23 protein-coding genes are annotated in these 19,919 nt (G+C 64.5%); 8 read left to right on the top strand and 15 right to left on the bottom strand.

Annotated elements, in window-relative coordinates:
- Positions 1 to 41: 41 nt before the first annotated feature.
- The 3 genes from OG326_RS06040 to OG326_RS06030 all read right to left on the bottom strand — a co-directional run bounded on the left by OG326_RS06040 (position 42) and on the right by OG326_RS06030 (position 1,474).
- A complete protein-coding gene (locus OG326_RS06040; protein WP_327143611.1) occupies positions 42 to 890 on the bottom strand; it encodes a TIGR02452 family protein in 849 nt (282 codons plus the stop codon).
- Positions 891 to 968: 78 nt separating this feature from the next.
- Positions 969 to 1,304 carry a hypothetical protein gene (locus tag OG326_RS06035; RefSeq protein WP_327146394.1) on the bottom strand — a complete coding sequence of 112 codons (336 nt, stop codon included), beginning with the start codon at positions 1,302 to 1,304 and terminating at the stop codon, positions 969 to 971.
- A gap of 8 nt (positions 1,305 to 1,312) precedes the next feature.
- Positions 1,313 to 1,474 carry a hypothetical protein gene (locus OG326_RS06030; protein WP_327143610.1) on the bottom strand — a complete coding sequence of 54 codons (162 nt, stop codon included), beginning with the start codon at positions 1,472 to 1,474 and terminating at the stop codon, positions 1,313 to 1,315.
- Between the two features lie 159 nt (positions 1,475 to 1,633).
- Between OG326_RS06030 and OG326_RS06025 the strand changes: the two genes are divergently transcribed.
- Entirely contained in the window at positions 1,634 to 2,998 is a 1,365-nt protein-coding gene (locus OG326_RS06025) for a hypothetical protein (RefSeq protein WP_327143609.1), read from the top strand.
- Here the strand turns inward: OG326_RS06025 and OG326_RS06020 are convergent.
- Positions 2,982 to 3,446 (bottom strand): NUDIX hydrolase, encoded by a 465-nt coding sequence (locus OG326_RS06020; RefSeq protein WP_327143608.1) that lies wholly within the window; start codon positions 3,444 to 3,446, stop codon positions 2,982 to 2,984. The genes OG326_RS06025 and OG326_RS06020 overlap by 17 nt on opposite strands.
- A 606-nt stretch (positions 3,447 to 4,052) precedes the next feature.
- Here OG326_RS06020 and OG326_RS06015 point away from each other — a divergent pair.
- Positions 4,053 to 4,502, top strand: a complete 450-nt coding sequence (locus OG326_RS06015; RefSeq protein ID WP_327143607.1) for a hypothetical protein — start codon at positions 4,053 to 4,055, stop codon at positions 4,500 to 4,502.
- A gap of 209 nt (positions 4,503 to 4,711) precedes the next feature.
- Here the strand turns inward: OG326_RS06015 and OG326_RS06010 are convergent, their stop codons facing one another.
- Positions 4,712 to 5,266 carry a hypothetical protein gene (locus OG326_RS06010; RefSeq protein ID WP_327143606.1) on the bottom strand — a complete coding sequence of 185 codons (555 nt, stop codon included), beginning with the start codon at positions 5,264 to 5,266 and terminating at the stop codon, positions 4,712 to 4,714.
- Positions 5,267 to 5,345: 79 nt separating this feature from the next.
- Between OG326_RS06010 and OG326_RS06005 the strand changes: the two genes are divergently transcribed.
- Complete coding sequence (locus OG326_RS06005; RefSeq protein ID WP_327143605.1) at positions 5,346 to 5,588, top strand: hypothetical protein; 243 nt, start codon at positions 5,346 to 5,348, stop codon at positions 5,586 to 5,588.
- Positions 5,589 to 5,950: 362 nt separating this feature from the next.
- Positions 5,951 to 6,481, top strand: coding sequence for a hypothetical protein (locus OG326_RS06000; protein WP_327143604.1), 531 nt, complete (start codon positions 5,951 to 5,953; stop codon positions 6,479 to 6,481).
- A gap of 227 nt (positions 6,482 to 6,708) precedes the next feature.
- Here the strand turns inward: OG326_RS06000 and OG326_RS05995 are convergent, their stop codons facing one another.
- The 7 genes from OG326_RS05995 to OG326_RS05965 form a co-directional block, all read right to left on the bottom strand.
- Positions 6,709 to 7,023 carry a hypothetical protein gene (locus OG326_RS05995; RefSeq protein ID WP_327143603.1) on the bottom strand — a complete coding sequence of 105 codons (315 nt, stop codon included), beginning with the start codon at positions 7,021 to 7,023 and terminating at the stop codon, positions 6,709 to 6,711.
- A 62-nt stretch (positions 7,024 to 7,085) separates the two neighbouring features.
- A complete protein-coding gene (locus tag OG326_RS05990; protein WP_327143602.1) occupies positions 7,086 to 7,847 on the bottom strand; it encodes an SDR family NAD(P)-dependent oxidoreductase in 762 nt (253 codons plus the stop codon).
- Between the two features lie 475 nt (positions 7,848 to 8,322).
- Complete coding sequence (locus tag OG326_RS05985) at positions 8,323 to 8,943, bottom strand: hypothetical protein (RefSeq protein WP_327143601.1); 621 nt, start codon at positions 8,941 to 8,943, stop codon at positions 8,323 to 8,325.
- 215 nt (positions 8,944 to 9,158) lie between these two features.
- Positions 9,159 to 9,569, bottom strand: a complete 411-nt coding sequence (locus OG326_RS05980; protein WP_327143600.1) for a DUF6968 family protein — start codon at positions 9,567 to 9,569, stop codon at positions 9,159 to 9,161.
- A 249-nt stretch (positions 9,570 to 9,818) separates the two neighbouring features.
- On the bottom strand, positions 9,819 to 10,274 hold the full coding sequence (locus OG326_RS05975; RefSeq protein WP_327143599.1) for an SgcJ/EcaC family oxidoreductase: 456 nt from the start codon (positions 10,272 to 10,274) through the stop codon (positions 9,819 to 9,821).
- 202 nt (positions 10,275 to 10,476) lie between these two features.
- Positions 10,477 to 11,658, bottom strand: coding sequence for a TY-Chap domain-containing protein (locus OG326_RS05970; RefSeq protein WP_327143598.1), 1,182 nt, complete (start codon positions 11,656 to 11,658; stop codon positions 10,477 to 10,479).
- 153 nt (positions 11,659 to 11,811) lie between these two features.
- Entirely contained in the window at positions 11,812 to 12,714 is a 903-nt protein-coding gene (locus OG326_RS05965; RefSeq protein WP_327143597.1) for a LysR family transcriptional regulator, read from the bottom strand.
- A 152-nt stretch (positions 12,715 to 12,866) separates the two neighbouring features.
- Here OG326_RS05965 and OG326_RS05960 point away from each other — a divergent pair, with 152 nt between their 5' ends.
- A complete protein-coding gene (locus OG326_RS05960; protein ID WP_327143596.1) occupies positions 12,867 to 13,178 on the top strand; it encodes an EthD family reductase in 312 nt (103 codons plus the stop codon).
- Positions 13,179 to 13,189: 11 nt separating this feature from the next.
- Here the strand turns inward: OG326_RS05960 and OG326_RS05955 are convergent, their stop codons facing one another.
- On the bottom strand, positions 13,190 to 14,098 hold the full coding sequence (locus OG326_RS05955; RefSeq protein WP_327143595.1) for a quinone oxidoreductase family protein: 909 nt from the start codon (positions 14,096 to 14,098) through the stop codon (positions 13,190 to 13,192).
- 80 nt (positions 14,099 to 14,178) lie between these two features.
- Entirely contained in the window at positions 14,179 to 15,915 is a 1,737-nt protein-coding gene (gene ctaD, locus OG326_RS05950; RefSeq protein ID WP_327143594.1) for an aa3-type cytochrome oxidase subunit I, read from the bottom strand.
- Positions 15,916 to 16,243: 328 nt separating this feature from the next.
- Between ctaD and OG326_RS05945 the strand changes: the two genes are divergently transcribed.
- On the top strand, positions 16,244 to 16,645 hold the full coding sequence (locus OG326_RS05945) for a hypothetical protein (protein ID WP_327143593.1): 402 nt from the start codon (positions 16,244 to 16,246) through the stop codon (positions 16,643 to 16,645).
- 15 nt (positions 16,646 to 16,660) lie between these two features.
- On the opposite strand, the gene OG326_RS05940 is transcribed toward OG326_RS05945, so the two are convergent.
- Positions 16,661 to 17,512 (bottom strand): LLM class flavin-dependent oxidoreductase, encoded by an 852-nt coding sequence (locus OG326_RS05940; RefSeq protein WP_327143592.1) that lies wholly within the window; start codon positions 17,510 to 17,512, stop codon positions 16,661 to 16,663.
- A 161-nt stretch (positions 17,513 to 17,673) separates the two neighbouring features.
- Between OG326_RS05940 and OG326_RS05935 the strand changes: the two genes are divergently transcribed.
- Positions 17,674 to 18,426: a HalD/BesD family halogenase gene (locus OG326_RS05935; protein WP_327143591.1), complete on the top strand. Its 753-nt coding sequence runs from the start codon at positions 17,674 to 17,676 to the stop codon at positions 18,424 to 18,426.
- Positions 18,427 to 18,539: 113 nt separating this feature from the next.
- Entirely contained in the window at positions 18,540 to 19,907 is a 1,368-nt protein-coding gene (locus OG326_RS05930) for a WS/DGAT/MGAT family O-acyltransferase (protein ID WP_327143590.1), read from the top strand.
- Positions 19,908 to 19,919: the final 12 nt, after the last annotated feature.

The raw sequence follows: 19,919 nt of genomic DNA, 5'->3' as shown, positions 1-19,919 counted from the left end.
TCATGAGCGGCTAGTGCGGCCGTATGACGCCATATTCGGATTTATTCTGCCGCGAACACGGTTCGGAAGGCAGCGAGGGTGGTCTCGCCGGGGGTCCGGTCCAGTATCGCGAAGGTGATCTCGTCGAAGTGCCCGGCGAACCGCCCTGCCAGCAGCGCATGGAAGACACCGGCCACCACACCCGGATCGTTGCCGTAGACGCCGCAGCCCCAGGCGCCCAGCACCAAACGCCGGTAGCCGCCCGCTGTTTCGAGAATGCGCTCGGCGCGGGTGGCCAGCACCGCCGGTACCCGATACGCCTCGCTCGCGAGCTCCTGCTCGATCACGTTGGTCCGAGGCGAGGGGCTGCTGAGAAAGCCGACGGCATAGGGGTTGTCGAGCAGGATGCCCGCGTCGTCGCGGAAGACAGGCACGGCAGGAGACAAGATCACGCGGTCGCTGTAGAAGGGGTCCGGTGTATGCCGGTGGTGCTCGTAGTACTCCGGCACGGCCAGCAGGGTGGTGTACAGCGCCGACGCCCGGCACAGGGCTTCTTCTTGAGTGCGGGCACCGGCGAGGTAGTGGCCGCCCGGATTGCGGGCGGACGCGAAATTCAGAACGGCGACCGGCTCCGGATCGGTATCGAGCATCCGCCGCGCCGCGACGAGGCTGCTCTCCCCTGTCACCGCGATAACGGTATCGGCCTCCCTACGAATGATGACCGAAACCGGTTCAGGCCCATACATCCGCGTACCCCGCACAGCGGCGTCCACCCCCGACGTCAACGAAACATAATGCCCGCCAGGCGCCCGGTAACCACCGGCTGCAATGATCCGCTCATTGTCGGCGGCAATAGCTCGCAGATGTTCGGTCACGCCCGCAATGCTCTCATCTTTCCCTCCGACCGCCATCCCAGATACTGCACAACGTGGCCCAGACGCCCGACTCTTCCGTGCGAACGGACCAGCAACACAGCACCTTTCAGCCACTCATCTCGCCTCACCTCCAGGAGTTGTAGCGGCTGCAGCGCGACGGGCATGAGTGATTTGCGGTGACACGGTGACCACTGCGGCTACGGCTGCCACTTCGGCCGGTATCTCGCTGCCCTCGAAATGTTCGAGACTCGGCACAAATACCGCATCAACGCCGAGTCTGCTCACAACAACACGCAGCCGATGCGCAGGCCGGTCCGTTGTAGCACTGAACACGATCATCTTTCGCAGGTCATACCCGAATTTCTTGGCGAGGCTGCGGATTTGATTCTCATCCCAGACCTGCCGTGCGCCGGACACATCACTGCGGAGGTATCCGATCGCGGAGGGCATTGCCACCGTCACCACCCCCGGTTCGAGACGATTGTGCGTTCGCGCGTGAGGCGCGCCTCGAGGTCGACGAACGGCAGGCCGTTGTGGTGGCGGGCCGTAGTACTGGTTCCGGTAGTTGTGCTGAGTACCGCGAAAAGCATTGCGGCGATGGCGATCATGATGGCTTCCATGTTTCGTCGGCTCCAATCCTCGGCAGTTGTCCTGGTTTCAAGTCCACTGCATATGCCACCTCCGCTGGAAGATGCGCAGCGCGGGCGGGTGTGTGCAGAAGGGGTGTGCACGAGAGCCGATTCATAGCGTGTCCCTCTCAAACCTGCCAAACTCTCGATATGGGACGCCGCCCGAAACAGCTCAACCGGCAACTCGAGGAGCTGATCGAGGAGGCCGGCGGAATGCGAAAGCCGCTGGCGCGCCGGGTTGTCGAGCGAGGCCGAGGGCGCGGCATCGAGCTCAGGTACGACCACAGTTCGGTCGGGCGCTGGCTCGCCGGTCAGCAGCCGCAACGACCGGGGCCCGAGTTGATCGCGGAAGTTCTCACCGAATTGCTCGGCCGTAAAGTCACACCTGCAATGTGTGGCATGAGCGAGGGGCACGACGCCTCGGCCGAACTCGGATTGGAATTCTCACTCAGCCTCTCGGGCGCAGTTGAGGCCGCTACTGCTCTGTGGCGCAACGATGTTGAACAACGCCGGTTCCTTCGGGAGACCTCGTATGCGGTCGCGGTCTACCCTGCGGCAACGATGCGGTGGCTGACGCTTCCTGGACCCGAGCATCCCGTGTCGACAGGATCGCGGCGAGTTGGGCAGAGCGATGTCGACGCCGTGCAGACGATGGCCTCGGCATTCCGCGACCTCGACAATAGGGTCGGCGGCGGCAAGGTCCGCTCGACCATCGTCCAATACCTGCACAGTTCCGTCGCGCCGCTCTTGCGCGGCAGCTTCAACGAATACATCGGACGCCAATTGTTCGGCTCGACAGCCGAACTCGTGCGTTTGGCAGGTTGGGCCGCCTATGACCAGGAGGACCATGGTCTCGCTCAGCGCTATCTCATCCAGAGCCTGCGACTTGCCCGCGCCGCCGGCGACGGCGCACTGAGCGCGGAGATCATGGCTGCCATGAGCCACCAGGCCACGTATGTCGGCCGACCCGGCGACGCCGTCGACCTCGCGCGGGCGGCGCGAATTGCCGCTCGGGGAGCCGGTTTGGCCGCGCTCGAATCCGAATGCCACATGGTCGAGGCACACGGGCACGCGGCACGTCAGGATCAGACATCCACTGCGACAGCAATGAACGCCGCGGAACGCGCCTTCGACCATGCCGTGGCGGGCGAGCAGCCGGCATGGCTCGCCTACTTTGATCAGTCCTACTTGTCGGCGAAAACCGCACATTGCTTCCGCGAGCTCGGAGACCATGCGCGCACAGCATATTTCGCCGAGCAATCGCTGACGATGTCGGCCGGATACCAGCGTGGGCGCGCCTTCAACCTCAGCCTGCTCGCGTCGGCTCTGGTGTCCACCGACCCTCACGAGGCCGTCCGGATCGGGCGGGGCGCTCTGGACATCGCAGCCGATCTCGCCTCACGCCGGAGCCTGTCTTACCTGCGCGATCTGCGTTACCGATTGCTTCCGTTCGACAATCTGGCCGAGGTTGCCGAGTTCCGCCGACAGGTGCTCGAACTCACCGGGCGAGGCTGAGAGCGCGGTAGATCGCGACTACCGTTGCTGCACCTATGATTTCGCCGCGCCCGATCATATCCATAGCCTCATCGAGCGAGAACCAGCGAGTATCCTCGGCCTCATTGATATCCGGTGCGGTATCGGTCAGGTCGGCGCCGCGAGATAGATAGATCTCCTGGGGCTGATCCAGGGTGCCGATCGCGGGCTGATACGTCACCAGGTGCTCCATAGTTCGCGGGCGCCAGCCGGTTTCCTCCTGCACCTCACGAGCAGCGGCCGTGGCAACATCCTCGGCGTGGTCGACATATCCGCCCGGCAACTCCCATACCCACTGGTCGATGATGAAACGGTGCCGGTACATCAGCAGCACTTCGCGGTTCTCGTTGATTACCAACGTCATTGCGCACCGAGGCATTCGCGCGACGTACTGAGTGAACTTCACCCCGTCCGGTAGCTCGATATCCACGGTCGAAAGTCGAATATGCCTGTTCTCGTCGATCAGGCGCTCGCCGAGAATCGTCCACTGGGTAGCACGCTTCACCGCTCAGACAGTACGCGCCCACCCGATCTCAGCGTCCCAAACTTCCAGCTCGCGACGGAATACCGTTGATCCCTTGATGCCGTATCAGCGTGGAATCGACCTTCGGCGGCGGCCGCTGCCAATCGAACGTATCAGCGTTGCGGTCGCAGGGCATTTCTCGGCGTCGCAGCCTGCCGGAAGTCCACGGCCCAAAGTCATCTCGGACCACTGGCATGCACGCTGATGGTCCGAGATGGCGGGCATGTCCCGATCTGGCGGTGGCGGCTATCGACTCCGATGCACGGGATTGCCCGGTGTGCGCAAGGTCGCGGAGGCCAGCGCCGAGCCGAGCACCTCACCGCCTACGGCGACCGTTGCAGCTCGCTGCGCGGCTGCGCGACGTACAGATCGGTGTAGGCGAGCCCGCGAACGGGCAGGGGGTCATTATCGACCCGAATATGCCCGCACCGCATACCGCGCTGATCGGACCGGCCAAAGCAGCCTCGGAAGATCAACGGGCAGCTGGCGCCGGCCGAACGTACTGAACTGCCGATGAGCGCGAAGCCCAGGTCGGCAGGCGACCAGGTTGTCCAGGACGTGATCCACAGCGACGATTGGATGGTGATCAGTTTGGATTGCTGCTCCTCATCACCGGAAATGCCCTCTGTGACAGTCGGTATCGCTATCGTTCAGTTGAACGACGGGTTCTTCTCTGATGGGGAGCTGAATCGCTGGCGTCTCATTCTTCGGGGAACTTACGACGCACAGCTCGGATGGGTGGATGATCCCGGAGATCCGGAGATTGGTTCGACGCTTCGATTGATCATCGACGACACCGTCAGCTGCCTGTGGGACGTGTGGGCGGGTCATGTCGTAGATCTGCAGTGGGAGCTCGACACCAGTGTCCGCGCGGCGGTCGAACAGCTGAACCTCAGCCTGCCGTCCCACGTGCACCTCACCAACGAATTCGCCTACGACTGTATTCGTGAAACGGAACGGTAAACAGGAAGTGTTGCGCCGGAAAGTCTCTCGATGAATGCCCGATTTCTGAGGCTTCCGGGACGTGAATTTCTGCTCACGGCAACGGGATACGACCGGCGGTCTCTCGAATCGTCACAGATCAGGGTATGAAAAGCGGCTCGAGCCGGTGCCAACGGAAGCTGGCACCGGCTCGAAAGCGATGGTGAGGTGGGGTTTACGGCTCTCAGCGGTCAGTAGCAGTTCGCCAGGTTGGTGTTCGGGATGACGTAGCACGGCCGGGTGTTGCTCGGCGCGCCGGAGCCGCTGAGGCCGCCGATCATCGCACCGCCCAGGATCCCGGCGGGTATCGCCATGAACCCGAAACCGAGGCTGATGACGGTGACCACGAGACCGAGGATGCCCCCGATGAGCGCGCCGGCCGCCGCGTTGGCGCTGCCGGTTTGGGCGGTGCCCGCCGCGACGGCGGTGGCGGTCGGGTGTGCGACCAGTGCGGCGCCGTCGTCAGCGATGCTGGGGTTCAACGAGAGCACCTGATCGGTGCCGTCGATGGTCACCGAGAGCGGCATCGTGGAAGTGACGGTGCCGTATCCGTCGAGGATGTTCACCGCGGCGTCGGTGAGCTGGAACGTGCCCCCGGTCAGGGTGGTGGTGACGGTCTGGTCCGTATCGGAGCGAACCACGTCGTAGTGGATGCCGCCCTGGTCTCCGGACAGCTGCGAAACAGCCTTCACATCCTGTGCGTTCGATTCCGGCGCCGCATACGATGTGCCCCCCGTGATAGCCATGGCGCCGATGGTGAGCGCAGCTGTGGCGACGATCTTTCTCATTTTCACAAGGCCATCTTAGGCCGCGCGTGGGATCACGATGCTTGACAACGAATTCACTTTCGGCGCTGGTGGTTTCGCTCATGCGATCACCAATCACACCCATGCCGATTTCGACTTCCACCCCCACACCGTCACGGTCGTGCACTTCGATGGCGTGGATCTGTCGCTGCCGCCGGAGGAGGGCGGGCAGGTGCGTTACGACGAGATCAAGGTCGGTTACGGGCCGTGTAGTGTCTCGATCTGCGATACCTCGCAGATCAGCTATGACGCGGGCAAGTGAACGAGGCCGCCGCCCGCCTGGCCGAGGACGCCAAAACCGGTGTCTAACTAGGTAATTGGTTCGGCACGTGCCGCAAGATCGCCGGGCCCAATCATCTTTGGTCTCCACCTGCCGCAATAGGTGCTCCGACGAACGCACGGTCATGCCGCTGACCGCGCTGATCGAACCGGCCAAGCGCGGACCCGCGGAAGATCAACCATCGGTCGCCATCTGAGCCCGACCGAACACGCCATCCTGTAAAAGGCCGGAAACCATCCCCTCGGGTCCGCGGTCGAGAAAACATGTGTCACGTCACGGAAGTACATGCGACACAATGAGCTTCGTCCACGATGTGAACGTTGTCGAACTGAGCGGAGCCACGAATGTCCAACCCGCAGGATGCAGCTACTCCGGACCCTGATTCCGGGATAACCTACGAAGTCGTCGACTTGTCCAGCATTGCGCACCCTGACACGGAGACCGCCATCCAAGGCTCGGCGCTTGAACCTTCGGGACTGCTGGTGGACGCCGACGCACCGATCATCGTCGATGCCTCGCGTCCCGGGGAATCCGCCCTCCCGGCACCGTTCATCGCCTCCGACGTCGACCCTCTGACAAGCGAACGTTTGACCGACCTCGGTGATGTCCTGACGGTGTCGATCCCGGAGTACCCCACTCGGCGCGCCGATGACGTCATCCATTTGTTCGGCGACTCGACCTCTGAGCCGGGCCCGCAGAAGACCGTTTCCTCGGTTGATCCTGGCGAGGTTGTCGAAGTGCAGTACACCCGTGCGCAGCTCGAGAAGCTGGGAGATGGACAGCACGAGCTGTTCTACACAGTGATCGACAGGGCCGGCAATTTTAGCCACGAGTCCCCGCGAATCACCGTACGTCTGGACCTGACCCGCTCGTAGGCTCGTCGATAGCAAGTGGCTCGTGAGGATTTCCGGACCGGCCAATCCCTCGGATTCGGCCGGTAACCGGCGTACCTCCGAATATCCGCTAGCCGCAAACGGCGCGTTAGCCGGCTGTCCAAAATGGTTGGCCGACAGAACTTCCTGATGCGCGCTCATGCTGATTTCGGTGCCCGCCACCGGTACAACAACGCCGGGCGCGATGTACACGCCCGGCGTCAACTGCCCTACGAATAACAGCCTTCCGGTCCCAGGGGAACCTCTCCGAATGCAGCCGCGACCTTGGTGTAGATCTCGTACCGCTTCTTCGCCTTGTCGGAGTTGGCACCCTGGCACTCGAGCGCGCCGTTCAGTGCGTTCGTCGTGACATCGAATCCTGTTCCGTAGCCTGACGCGCCGGCCGGATGCACCGAGTCGCTGACGGCAATGAGCCGAGGCCAGCCCGACGGAAGCAACGCACTATCTTGCCGCTGACCGCGCCGACCAATGCGGACGGCCTGCCTCATCATCGGCAGCCAAGCACCAATGGGCAGAATACGCATGTCGGTTGTTGCTGGTGGAGGCCAGGAGACGCCCGGGGAAATAGACGACCCCCGACCTGGACTCAAGTCCTGAGGTGGGAAGCGCCGTTGAGATCGAGGATCGATCCCGATGCCCACTCCGCCTCCGGCGATGCCAGATACAGCACAGCGGCCGCGACTTCCTCGGGCGTCCCGACCCGCCCGAACGGGCTCTGCGCCCGCACACGGTTCCCCTCGGTGCCCGCGAGCTTGCTCTCTTGCCGTTCGGTGCCGATGAACCCCGGCGCGACCGAGGTCACCGCGATTGCGTGCGGAGCCAGCGCCTGAGCCATGGATTGGCCGAACGCGTGCAGCGCGGCTTTACTGGCGGCGTAGGCGGGGAAGTCCGGCTCACCCCGGAACGCGCCCCGGGACCCGATATTGATCACACGCCCTCCCGCCCCACGATCGATCAGATGTCGGGAAAAGAGATAGGTCAGATCCACGGCGCCGAGCAGGTTCACTTCCAGCATCTGCCGCCAGATCTGTCGCCAGTGTGCGTAGTCGACCCGCGCGATCGAGTGCTCCGTCCGCGGCGAGGTCGCCACTGCGGCATTGTTGATCAAGATATCGACGCCCCCCAGCGCTTCGACAGCAGCGGCCATCACCCGCTGCGCGGCATCAGGTTCGGCAAGGTTCGCGCCGATCAGAGCGTGCCCTTCGCCAGGCAAGAGCTCACGAGTGCGCTGTGCGGCCTCGATGTCGCTCGCGTAGTGCACCGCCACCCGGTCTCCGTTCGTCGCGAACGCGAGGGCCACCGCACGCCCGATCCCACGAGAGGCACCGGTCACCAGCACTCTGCTCACTGTGAAAATCCTCCTCGTCAACGGGGCTCGGACTCCGCACGTTCCGCCGGCCCACATCCGCCTGAACCTACTCCACCGCACGACGACGGCGCGGCCATCGCCCGCGCCGCACGGTGCCGTTCTTCGGCGAACACCTGCGCTCCTAGCCGATCTGGTGAACGCACTGATCTGCCGCATACCGCGGTGTTCGGAACGGCCAGCGCGGCGCTTCGGAAGATCAACCAGCAGTATCCATCTGGTGCCGGCCGAACGCATGCTACTGCCGCGACCCGGGCGTTGGTCGGCCGTCCAAACTGGCTGGCCGACAGCGCTTCCTGATGCGCACTCAGTAGCCGACCGGGGGAAGCCGGATCACCGGTTTCTGATCGAGGAGGGGCTCGCAGCGGCCGAGGGGGACTATCTGGTGCACACCGAAAGTGGTTATCAGTGTCTGATGAATCTGTGGCACTGATACCCGCACCGGAGAATGTGGCGCTCAGATGTTCGTCGCCATCCCGATGAGCATGAAGACCATGAGCGCGGCCACGCAGATCCCGATCACCAGGAACACCATGGCGGCGGTGAGAGCGGCCGGATCGCCCTTATGATCTTTGGCGGGCACCTTCAGGTGATGCCAGCCCTTCCAGATAACGCCGGCCACCACTACCAGCAGCGCGCCGATCACCGCTGCGAAGCTGGCAACCCCTGCATGACTGTTCGTTTCACATGTTGAATTCGCCCAGTCAGTTGCTTTGCGGCACAACGTCGTTGGGCGGATTGTTTGGCCAATCGCAACGATTGCTCCACCGAGAAGCAAGGTTGCTCCGGCCGATGCCAGACCGGGGACAAGGACGTTCACCTCCGACCTGTCGGATCCTTGCGGGTGTGCTGGCCAGAAGGCCCAGAGTAAGGAGGCAGCCCAAGGGATTTCGAACAGAACACCCACGAAGATACGGGCATTCGATGGATTCCCTGTCGCCATGCCGTTCACCGCTACCCATGTCCCAAAGAGATAGGGCCACAGGCACACCAGAAGTATCAGGGTGCCGACGAAGATGATGGTCACCCACTTCACCAGGAAATAGATAGGTTCCTGTTCAACTCCCCCTTGTGACATGGGCGGATGATATCCGAAAAGAATGTTGCCACAGTAACTTCCATCGAATCCTATGGTCGAAGAGAGGTCGTGTGCTCGTCGGCTCGGTTAGGGCCTCGAGTGCGCGCTCACGCCGAATGCCGCGCATGACTTGACGTCGAAGGGCAACGGAATGCCGTTGGCTCGAGTCACGTCACCTGGGAGCCGCTGGTCGCGCTGACTGCCCCCCAGCTCGGTCACTCGGAAGCCCTAGGGTCCCACCGCGACGAATGCGGCCCGTCAGTGTGCCCGGTGCCATGCCGGCCCGGATCGTTCTCGGCAGTGGCCGCGGTGACCGGGAAATCCAGGTCCGGTCGTCCCAGGTAGGTGATTCCTTCGAACAGACTCAGATGGTCGCCGATCATGTCGAGCGCAGACAAGATCGCCCCGACCGCATCGATCCCCGGTGCGAGCAGATCGACCACTGGCCGTTCGGCCAAGCCGAGGATGCGCCAGCGACACCACGCATCGATACCTCCCGCCTGGGCGACCGGCGCGTATAACTCGACAGTCACCTGAGACCCGTTCTGCTCCAAGCGGCGGGTAGCGACGAGCGGCGCGTCCACAGTCGCGGCTCGCGCCTGCTCTACCGTCCAAGGTGTGTCCATCGCTCAATTCAATATCGCAATCGAGCCGCGGCGCCACGCCAAAGCTGCGCTGCCGGATTCCGCGCCAGCGACTGTGCTGAACTCGCGGGACGTTGTGCCTCCAAACCCGCGCCTCCAAACCCGCGCCACCGCCGCGCAGCGTGGTTCGAAACGGCCACGGCGCAGTGGTCGATGGGCCAGACCCGTTGTGGCTCAGCACGTCCGCTATTGCCGATGTTCGACTGCCCCCTCCGAGCCGGAGGGGGCAGCTCATGGATGTTCAACGGGCTCGAAGCCTCGCGCAGCGATCGGCGTGAAGTCATCGAGTCCGTTGAGTCGTGTGTTCTGTGCTGCCCGGATCAGCCAGCGTCCCGCACGTTGGACAAGTACCGCGGTGATCAGGCCCCGACGGTCCTCGGCTGCGGTAGCGCCTGGCAAGACATGATCGGGCCAGGCCCATTCGGTATGTACCAACATCACCTCGGGACCGAGCCGACGGACTCCGACAACCGTTTGACTGTAGTTCTTCTTTTGCGCCAGAACGGATTCGGGTACATCCTCGTGGCCGCGCACATTCTCCTCCCGCGACCTCCACCACACCCCACGGTGGGTGATGAAGTCACAATCCTCTGTGAACAGCTCTCCCCATTCCCGCATCTGGTGTCGAACCCAGAGCTCCGTATAGCGATCGAACAGTTCTCGGATCACCTCGATGTCGTCGTCCATGCTTTGAATCGTGAAACATCAACCATGGTCGAGGTCAAGGCGGTTGCCGCACGTGTTGGTAATCAAGTGCGCTCGCCGGTCTGACGCTGAAGCTGCTTGCGCGGTTTAGGTCATCGCAATCGGCCGACGAGTTCGCCGGTCTGGCTGAACAGTTTCTTCTGCCGCTGTTGGACAACGGCTTCGGTATACGAACGACGATGGACTAGTCATCGGCCTGTTCAGGCTTGGGATTCGCGGGGGATGCCTCTGTCATGATTGCCAGGGGGCGTTGCGGGTGTGCGCCGGGTGTGCCGTGGGCACCTGTGGTTTCGATGCCGAGTTCGCTGGGGTGGGTTATGCCGAGGAAGTCGTGCAGTACGGTGACGACGGACTCGGCTGTGGTGACGTACTTTTCGTAGTTGGAGGCGAAGGGGACGGTGTAGGTTCGATCGGATTCGCGGTATTGGTACCAACCACGGTTGATCAACCAGGCGCTTTGATCGGTGTTCAGGTGGTATTGCTTTGGTACGCTGCGGTTTCCGGCGATGGCACAGTCGAGTTCGTGGTCTCGGATCTGGAATCTCGCGTAGCGGTGTCCGTGGGCCGTCAGGTCGACGCGCTCGCCTTTACCGAGACGGGTCAGTAGCTGAGCCAAGCCGGCGACGAAGGTCGGCCACTGGTTCGCCACGGTCACGGGTTCGTCGGGGCCGGACTGAGTGTCCAGGTCGAGGATGGCGCTGTAGCAATCACAGGTGCATTCGTAGCAGCCGCAGCCGCATTCCTCACTGTCGTAGAATCCGCAGCCGCAGTTCTTCCAGCAGGTGCAGCAGTGACAGTCGTCGCAGCGGTTCCGCTCGCAACCCTCCTCTTCGCAGTCGTGCTCCTCGCAGTCGTCTTCGGCGCACTCGTCGTAGTCACCGCAGTCGTCGTCGTGGCAGTAGTCGAGGCCTTCGGCTTCACAATGGCAGTGACACTCGCAGACCTCGTCGTCCCGCTTGTCGCCATCGATGTCCTCGGATCGACGTCCGCCCACCGGCTTGAGCAGCCTGAGCTGGTACGACGTCAGCACCATCAGAAGATCGGTGCGAACCCAGATGGCCGACCGGACTCGCCCCGGCACCAGGCGCACCGCTGTCCCGCACTTGCCCTCGAGCTGTTCGTATGCCTCGGCGAAGGCGTTCACGCCGCGCTCGTCACCCTCGGCGGTGTTGAACGTATAGCGGAGCTCGCCTTCACTCATCCGATCCCATCCAGCGGCAAGGAGCCGTTGGATCTCATCCTCAGCCCACGTCCAGCGGAAGACGAAGTACCGGCGCACCGCCGCGAGCGCAGCTTCGAATGTTTTGTCCCCCAAAGGATCCGCCTTCACCGCGGAGCCTTCGTGCGGTACCAGATTGTGCCCCATCAAATCCCATCCCGTTCCGCGCAGCCCTCGTCCGCACTGCCGGATACATGGAATCACCCAGCACCGACACCGACGCTCCGGCGAGAAAACAGAACCTGCCATGCGGGACAGGTTCGCCACCGCCGACGTCCGCCTCGCGCGGTCTGCTGCGCGTCAGTCCGGCAGCCAATGCAGTTCGTGTGCCAGGGTTTTGGCGACGGTACGGATGCGGCGGTGTAGGGGTGACTGCACGCGCGGGAGGACCAGGTGGATTGTCAAGGTGGGTGCGCCTTGCAGCGGGCGCCATGTGAGACCGGCCGGTAGGGTCGTGACCGCGGTTTCACCGGAGGGGGCGAGGGTGAGCCCGTCGTGCAGGTCTCGCTGGGACATGTCGAAAGAGACTGCGGGCGTGTGGAATCGGGGGGCTGGTTGGATGTCGCGGAACAGCGCGGACAGCTGATCGTGGACCACGGGGTTGGCCGTGCGGTCGGGGAGTCGCAGCGGGTACGCGGCCGCGTCGGCGATCTCGATCACGGAGTGTTCGGCCAGCGGATGGTCCTGCGCCAGTTGGACTCCGACGCGCACCCGCCGCAGCAGGAATCGGCGCACGCCACGACCCGGCTGTTCACCACGGGTGATCCCGGCATCGATGCGGCCGTCGGCGACCGCGGGGGAAATCTCCGGTGTCGGCATCGGGACCGCGCTGACCTCGAGTCCCGGGCTGCTACGAATGAGCCTGTCCACCAGGGCCGGCGCCGTTCCGGCACCCGCGCTGAGGCTGTATCCGATGCGCAGCGTGCCCAGTTCACCGGCGCCCGCGTTCCGGGCGGTGTCCCATGCCCGGTCCAGGGCCGCCAGCGCGGGCGGCGCGGACTCCGCCAAAGCCGCACCGGCCGTGGTCAATACGACGCTGCGCGTGTCACGAACCAGCAGGCTCGTACCGAGTTCCGCCTCCAATCGGCGCATCCGGGCGCTGAGCGCGGGCTGCGCGATACCGATCCGTGCGGCCGCGCGGGTGAAGTTCAACTCCTGCGCCAGCACCAGAAAGTACCGCAGGCTCACCGTATCCGGCGCCACACGCCCTCCCCGCCGATTGATAACGATCCGTTCTGAGTCTATCCCGTCCCGGTCTTTCCCTCGACCACACATCACGCCCTAACCTGCGCATATGACAATTCACCCGGCCGCGGTACCGGACACCGCACTCACACGCGATGCAGGAGGCAGTCATGCATAAGCTGGTGGTCCTGTATCCCGAGCCCGCCGACCCCGACCACTTCCGCGACTACTACGTGAACAACCACCTCCCGCTGATCATGAAGTGGCCCGGCCTGCTTGCGTGGCGCTACAGCTTCGACGTGGCTGCGAAGCGGGGAGAAACGCCGTACTTCGCGGTCTTCGAAGCCGACTTCGCCGATGCCGACGCCATGGCCGCGGCACAGGCGTCGGAGTACGGCCGGCGGGCGACCGCCGATGTCGTCAACTACGCCACCGGCGGTGTGGTCGTCATTCACTATCCGGTACAGGAAGGCGCCGTCTGAGGCGGACGGCCTCACTGCCGCCCGGTCTGCACAATCACCCTGCCCAGGTTGCGGCGGGATTCGATGAGGTCGACGGCCGCGCTGATGTCTTCCAGCGGCAGGACGGTGTGGCGGGGGCGTAAACGGCCTGATGCCAGCAACTTCCAGAGTTCGGCCCGGTAGGAGTCGAGCAGATCCTGCCGGGTGCGGCTCAGTAGGCCGACCGAGAAACCGGTGACGGTTTTGAGGTCGGCCAGGAGGGTGTTGACATCGACCGAACCGCCGCCTGCGCTGTAGGCCACCAGACGGCCGTGGGGGGCAAGGGTTTCCACGCTGCGCTGGAGGAGGTCGCCGCCTACGCCGTCCAGGATGACATCGAACGATTCGGTCCAGGACTCAGCGTAGGTGAGCACGGCGTCGGCTCCGCATTCGCGCAGGAACTGCGCCTTATCAGTGGAGCCGACTGCTGCCACCACCCTCGAGGCGCCCAGCGCCTTCGCCAATTGCACTGCGAGATGGCCGCTTCCGCTGGCGGCCGCGGTGATCAGCACCGACTCCCCTGCCGTGAATCGGCCGGCGCGCAGCGCGCCCAGGGCGACCAGGCCGCCGCGCACCACCGCGAGAGCGTCCGCGGCCGGTACCCCAGCGGGGATCTCCGTCATCAATGCCGTTGCGGCCAGAACATATTCGGCATACGCGCCTGCGAACACCACGCCACCGACCCGCTTGCCGATCCACTCCGCCGCGACCTCGGGACCGACCGCGACGACGGTGCCGAGAACCTCCGCACCCGGGTCGGAGCCGCTGTCCGCCTTGATCATTCGGAGCATGCCGAGGTGTACACCGGCCAACTCGGTCCGGATCAGCAGCTGACCCGGACCGGCCACCGGCTCCGGCACGGTGAGCTGCGCCGGTCGGCCGGAGAAATGAATCTTGTGCACGTCGGCATCCCTTCGTCCTTAACTTGTAACGGACACAAGATTAGGACGAGGGTAGTTAGTATGTCAAACCTAAATATTTGTCAGCTGTGGATCTGCGCTTCCTCGGCCACGTTGTGCGACCTGGACCCCCAGCCGACATGGGCCTCGGCGCGCATGCGCTCGACCATGTGCGGATAGTGCAGCTCGAACGCGGGGCGCTCGGAGCGAATACGCGGCAGCTCGTAGAAGTTGTGCCGCGGCGGCGGGCAGGACGTCGCCCACTCCAGGGAGTTGCCGTAGCCCCACGGATCGTCCACGGTCACGACCTCGCCGTAGCGGTAGGACTTGAAGACGTTCCACACGAACGGCAGCATCGACGCGCCCAGAATGAAGGAGCCGATGGTGGAAATCGTGTTCAGCGTGGTGAATCCGTCGCTCGGCAGGTAATCGGCGTACCGGCGCGGCATGCCCTCGTTGCCCAGCCAGTGCTGCACCAGGAACGTGGTGTGGAAGCCGACGAAGGTCGCCCAGAAGTGCCACTTGCCCAGCCGCTCGTCCAGCAGCCGGCCCGACATCTTCGGGAACCAGAAGTAGATGCCCGCGAAGGTGGCGAACACGATGGTGCCGAACAGCACGTAGTGGAAGTGCGCCACGACGAAATAGCTGTCGGAGACATGGAAGTCGAGCGGCGGGCTGGCCAGAATGACACCCGACAGTCCACCGAACAGGAACGTCACCAGGAAGCCGAGCGACCACAGCATCGGCGTCTCGAAGGTCAGCTGACCCCGCCACATGGTGCCGATCCAGTTGAAGAACTTCACGCCCGTCGGCACCGCGATCAAGAAGGTCATGAACGAGAAGTACGGCAGCAGAACCGATCCCGTCGCGTACATGTGGTGCGCCCACACCGCGATGGACAGCGCCGCGATGCCCAGGGTCGCGTACACCAGCGTGGTGTAACCGAAGATCGGCTTACGCGAGAACACCGGATAGATCTCCGAGACGATGCCGAAGAACGGCAGCGCGATGATGTACACCTCGGGATGGCCGAAGTACCAGAACAGGTGCTGGTACAGGATGGCCCCGCCATTGGCCGGATCGTAGATGTGCCCGCCCAGGTGCCGGTCGTAGGCGAGCCCGAACAGCGCCGCGGTCAGCAGCGGGAAGGCCAGCAGGATAAGCACACTCGTGACGGCGATATTCCAGGTGAAGATGGGCATCCGGAACATGGTCATACCGGGGCAGCGCAGGCAGACCACCGTGGTCAGCATGTTCACACCACCGAGAATGGTGCCCAGACCGGACACCGCCAGACCCAGAATCCACAGATCGCCACCCACGCCCGGCGAGTGCACGATGTCCGACAGCGGCGTGTAGGCGGTCCAGCCGAAGTCGGCCGCGCCGCCGGGAGTCACGAATCCGGCGGTGGCCATCGACGCGCCGAACAGGTACAGCCAGTAGCTGAAGGCGTTCAGCCGCGGGAAGGCCACATCGGGCGCGCCGATCTGCAGCGGCAGGATCAGGTTCGCGAAGCCGAACACGATGGCCGTCGCATAGAACAGCAGCATGATCGTGCCGTGCATGGTGAACAGCTGATTGAACTGCTCCGTCGACAGGAACTGCATGCCCGGGCGCGCCAGCTCCGCACGCATGAGCAGCGCCAATAGACCGCCGATGAGGAAGAACGAAATCGCGGTGGTGATGTACATGACGCCAAGCACCTTGGGATCGGTCGTCGTCACCGCCTTGTAGATGAACGAACCCTTGGGGCCCAGCCGCGCCGGGTAGGGCCGAGCGGCCTCCAGTCCCGGGTCCGGCTTGGGAGCTACGGCAGTCACCACATCCTCCTCGAGGTCGGTCCGCAGCTGGTCCTATCGGCTCCGGAACCCACGATGAACGGGGTCAGCGTACTCACAGCTATTCGATTCTGGCAGAGAACACTCCGGCCGGGCGGTCACTCCGCCGGATTCGGCTCCTGTGGATTTGGAATCATCTCGAGCCGGTGCCGATGGCAAGCGGATCGATGTTCGATAATGTCGGCGTGGTGGAAGTCCCGCAGACAGCCCGGTCACTGCTTCGCCTGAACAGGTCTTGGCGCGAAGTTCATCGCCAATTCACCCCCCGACCTCACGAGAATCTCATATGAAGCGCTTCACTATCGGAACCATGAGTCGATCGCTCCGCACCCGCATCACCACCGCCGTCGTGATCGGGACACTCGGCACCCTGCTCGCCGCCGGCGCGGCCACCGCCAACAGCGAGCCCAAGGCCGTCATCCAGGGCCGCAGCACCGTCACCGCGCACGTCACCGGCGAGAAGGCCGGCGCCCGCTGTCAGATCGCGGGCAAGGACATCGCCGGACCCTGGGGATCGGTGAACACCGCGGGCGCGGTGGACCTGACACTCGGCTCGATTCGTACCGATACCAAGCGGATTCGCGTCATCTGCGAGGATCCCCTGCGCGGTGACAGCTCACTGCACACCGTGCGTTCGGATCGGGTCAGCTACGACGGTGCGCTGTCACCGCTGCGGCAGATCATCAACAGCACGTTCTTCGAACTGCACTGACGTCCGGAACGCTCCTCAGGCGACACGCGCCGCGGCGACCGCGGCACGTACCGCCGGGGCTGTCTCGACGGCGAACCGCATGGTCGCCCCCTCCCCGTCCGGATCGACCGGCAGCAGGAATTCGCTGATGCCGTGTGCCAGCGCCACCTCCGTGAGCTGCGCGACCGGCATGGACGCATCGATGATGTAGGCGCGTCGGATGAGCGCGGGCACGCGGCCCGCCTCGCGGGCGCCGGTATCGATGGCGGACATCAGCCCGGCGAGCAGATCCGGTGGGGCATAGGAGAATCCGCCGAGCCAGCCGTCGGCCAGTTCGCCGGTCATGCGCAGCGCGCGGGGACCGTAGACGCCCAGCCAGATGCCTATCCGATGCGCGGGAGCCGGTCCGGCCTTGGCGCCGCGCAGGGAGTAGTACTCGCCTTCGAGGTTCGGGCGTCCCTCACCCCACAGCGCACGCATGACGCCCATCGCCTCACGCAGTGCCGTCAGCGCCTGCCCCGGCGTGCGCCGCTGCCCGCCCATGGCTTCGATGGCGTCCCAGAACGCGCCCGCGCCCACTCCCAGCTCCACGCGGCCGCCGCTGAGCAGATCCAGGCTGGCCGCGCTGCGCGCGAGCACGGCGGGCGGGCGCAGCGGCAGATTGGCCACCGCGGGCATGAGGGTGAGGGTGCGGGTCATGGCGGCGACGTAGGACAGCAGCGTCCAGGTGTCCAGGAAGGCGGGCTGATACGGATGATCTTGAACCGCCAGCACTTCCAGCCCGGCGGTGGCATCGGCGCGCTGAATGAGCCGCAGCAGCGACCGCCCCCGCGCCGCCTCGGGCGGAACGAAGATCCCGAACCTCAGCTCATGCCCGTAGTCAGCCATAGCAAATCTCAAGCTACGCCGAACCGGCCTGCGGCTCCGGCACACCGCCGTCCTTCGGGCGAGTCGGTGCCCGCCGCCCGAGGCGCGCTCGCCACCCGATCGTGATCAATCGGGAACCTGATTCCATATTCGTTGGCAGGCAACGGATTACAATCGACCAGGTGCAGCCCCACAGTTCCGTGGACGCCGCCCGCAAACATCTGACGGCGGTGGATCCCGCAGCCCTGCGTCATGCGCGAGACCGGCTGGCCGAGACCGGAATCGCCCGCCTGGGTTTCCTGCTGCCCTACCGGGTCAAGCGGGCGCTGGCTGCCGAGGCGCTGACCATGCTCGATCATCATCAGTCCTGGATCGCACCCGGCGCCGAGGCGCCCGAGCGGCATGCGATCGACCTCGGCCCGCGGGAGGTCGACGCGCGCGGCCAATGCATTCCGCAGCTCTACGACTGTGAACTGTTGCGGCACAGTCTCACTACGGTGGCGACGGAGCCGGTGCTGCCGTGCCCGGGTCCGGAGCGGTATGCGGTGCGGCGACGGCAGCACGATGACGCGGACAGCCAATGGCATTGGGATGACTATGCTTTCGCACTGATCCTGGTGGTGGAGTGCCCACCCCTGGAGGAGGGCGGTTTCGTGCAGACGGTGGCGCACACCCGGCGGGACTGGGATCACTCCGACGTGTACCGAACCCTTACCCGCAATCCCATTCAGTCGTGGGAGCTGCAGCCTCTCGACCTCTATCTGATGCGCTCCGACACGACGCTGCATCGGGTCCACCCATTCGCGCACGGCCGCCGTACCATTGTCGGCATGTCCTTCGCGTCGATCGACGATCTGGGCAGAGAGCAAACTTATGGCACACCAGCTGAAGGTTTGCTTTCCGAAGTTCCGGTTATAACGAAACAAGCACAGTGATAATCTAATTCACCGTCAACGCAGCGGGGGGCAGCGTCGCTCGACCGTATCTCCCTGGGCAGTTGTGCGTGCCGAATGTCGAACAGCGCTGCCCCACCGGTTAGGCGAAACCGATGGACCTTCTGAATCCTCTCGACGCTATTTTCCTTGCCATCGAATCCCGCGAACATCCGATGCACGTGGGTGGTCTGCAGCTGTTCGAACCGCCCGCCGACGCGGGGCCCGAGTTCGTGCACGACCTCTTTACGGCCATGTCCGCCTCCACCGAGGTGCGCACGCGCTTCCGCAGGCATCCCAGCCGCACCTTCGGCGGCTTCTCCAGCGTGTCCTGGTCCCATGCCGCGCAGGTCGATCTGGGCTATCACCTGCGGCGCAGCGCGCTGCCGGGGCCCGGCGGCATGGAGGATCTGCTGGATCTCACCGAACGACTACACGGCATCCTGCTCGACCGGCACCGGCCGCTGTGGGAGGCCCGGCTCATCGAGGGCCTCGACGACGGGCGCTTCGCGCTCTATATGAAAATGCACCACGCGCTCATCGACGGCGTCTCCGCCATGCGATTGCTGCAGCGCACCCTCACCGACGATCCGCTGGATACGCAGGTGCGGGTGCCGTGGGGCACCGCGCCGATTCGCGAAAGCGTCGAGCTCGCGGCCGTCGAACGCACCAGCTCATGGCAGCAGTTGCGAAAAGCCTTGCCGCGCATGGTCCGTAGCACCGCATCGATTGCCGCGCCATTGCGCGGAGCGATCGACGGAAGGCTCACCATGCCCATGACCGCGCCGCGCACCATGTTCAATGTGTCGATCGGCGGAGCGCGGCGCATTGCCGTGCGCTCCTGGCCGCTCGAGCGCATCAACCGGGTGCGCCAGGCCACCGGCGCGACCGTCAACGATGTGGTGCTGGCCATGAGCGCCGCCGCGCTGCGCACCTATCTCATCGAGCACGACGGACTGCCGGCCGAACCGCTCATCGCCATGGTGCCGGTGAATATTCGCACCGCCGCCGAGGCCGACGCCTCCGAGGGCAATATGGTCGCGGCCTGCCTGGCGAATCTGGCCACCCACCTGGATGATCCGATGGCGCGGCTGACCGCGATCAGCACCTCCATGCGCGAGGCCAAGCAGGTCTTCACCCAGCTGCCGAAGCTGGAGGCCATGGCGCTCTCGGCGCTGCTCATGTCGCCGCTGGGCGTCTCACTGCTGCCGGGGTTCGAGGCGCTGCCGCGCATGCCGTTCAATCTGGTCATCTCCAATGTGCCCGGACCGCGTAAACCGGTCTACATGCAGGGCGCTCGACTGGACAGCAACTATCCGCTGTCGATTCCGTTCGAATCGCAGGCCATGAACATCACGCTCACCACCAATGGGGAGAACCTCGATTTCGGGTTCGTCGGCTGCCGCCGCACCGTGCCGGATCTGGATCGGCTGCCCGCGCATATGGAGGACGGGCTGGCCGAACTGGAGCGGGCCATCGCCTGAGCGCGGACGCTC

Source organism: Nocardia sp. NBC_01327 (assembly GCF_035958815.1).
Classification (GTDB): Bacteria; Actinomycetota; Actinomycetes; order Mycobacteriales; family Mycobacteriaceae; genus Nocardia.
The sequence above is the reverse complement of the archived record's forward strand: the minus strand, read 5'-3'. Positions and strand labels throughout refer to the sequence as shown.